This is a genomic window from Methanosaeta sp. UBA458 (assembly GCF_002496085.1).
Taxonomy (GTDB): Archaea; Halobacteriota; Methanosarcinia; order Methanotrichales; family Methanotrichaceae; genus Methanothrix; species Methanothrix soehngenii.
Genome location: NZ_DAIK01000146.1, coordinates 27,161 through 27,703 on the forward strand (window position 1 = coordinate 27,161; position 543 = coordinate 27,703).

At 47.5% G+C, this 543-nt stretch carries 1 protein-coding gene; it reads left to right on the forward strand.

Features of this window, described 5'->3' with window-relative positions:
- Positions 1 to 53: 53 nt before the first annotated feature.
- Positions 54 to 543, forward strand: a 490-nt coding sequence (locus tag BP822_RS11080; RefSeq protein ID WP_286878293.1) for a cache domain-containing protein, incomplete at its 3' end; no start/stop codon positions are given.

The window sequence follows — 543 nt, forward strand, 5'->3', positions numbered from 1 at the left end:
TGCATCCCCGCACTTATGGAGAATTTATCATGAGAATTGCTGCTTTAGCCCGTATGGTAGCTTTGATGTCTCTATCGGTCTTAGCTGCCATTACCTTATGTATAGCTTCCGATCAGACCGCTTCGGCGGACGAGGTTATCGCCTTTTTGGATGAAGCTGTAGCTTATGTGGACAACAATGGTATGGAGAACGCTCTCCAAGAGTTCAACGATCCAACTGGATCTTTTGTTCGGGGAGATCTCTACATCTTCGCATATGATTTCAATGGAACCTGCCTCGCCCATCCTATCAATCCTGAATTGGTCGGCCAAACCAGCCTGTTGGATATCAATGATGTGGATGTGGTAGGCCGCGAGATTGCACTGGCCAAGAGAGGCGGCGGAACTATGTATATCGTCTTCCCGAATCCATCTCATGAAGGCAAGGAGGAGCTAAAACAACTCCATCTTGAGAGTGTTAATGATAGCATGTACCTTGGATCTGGGCGGTACCTTTCTGACATTCAGGCATCATTCGATCAGGGGGAAAGAGATGAGCTTGTAG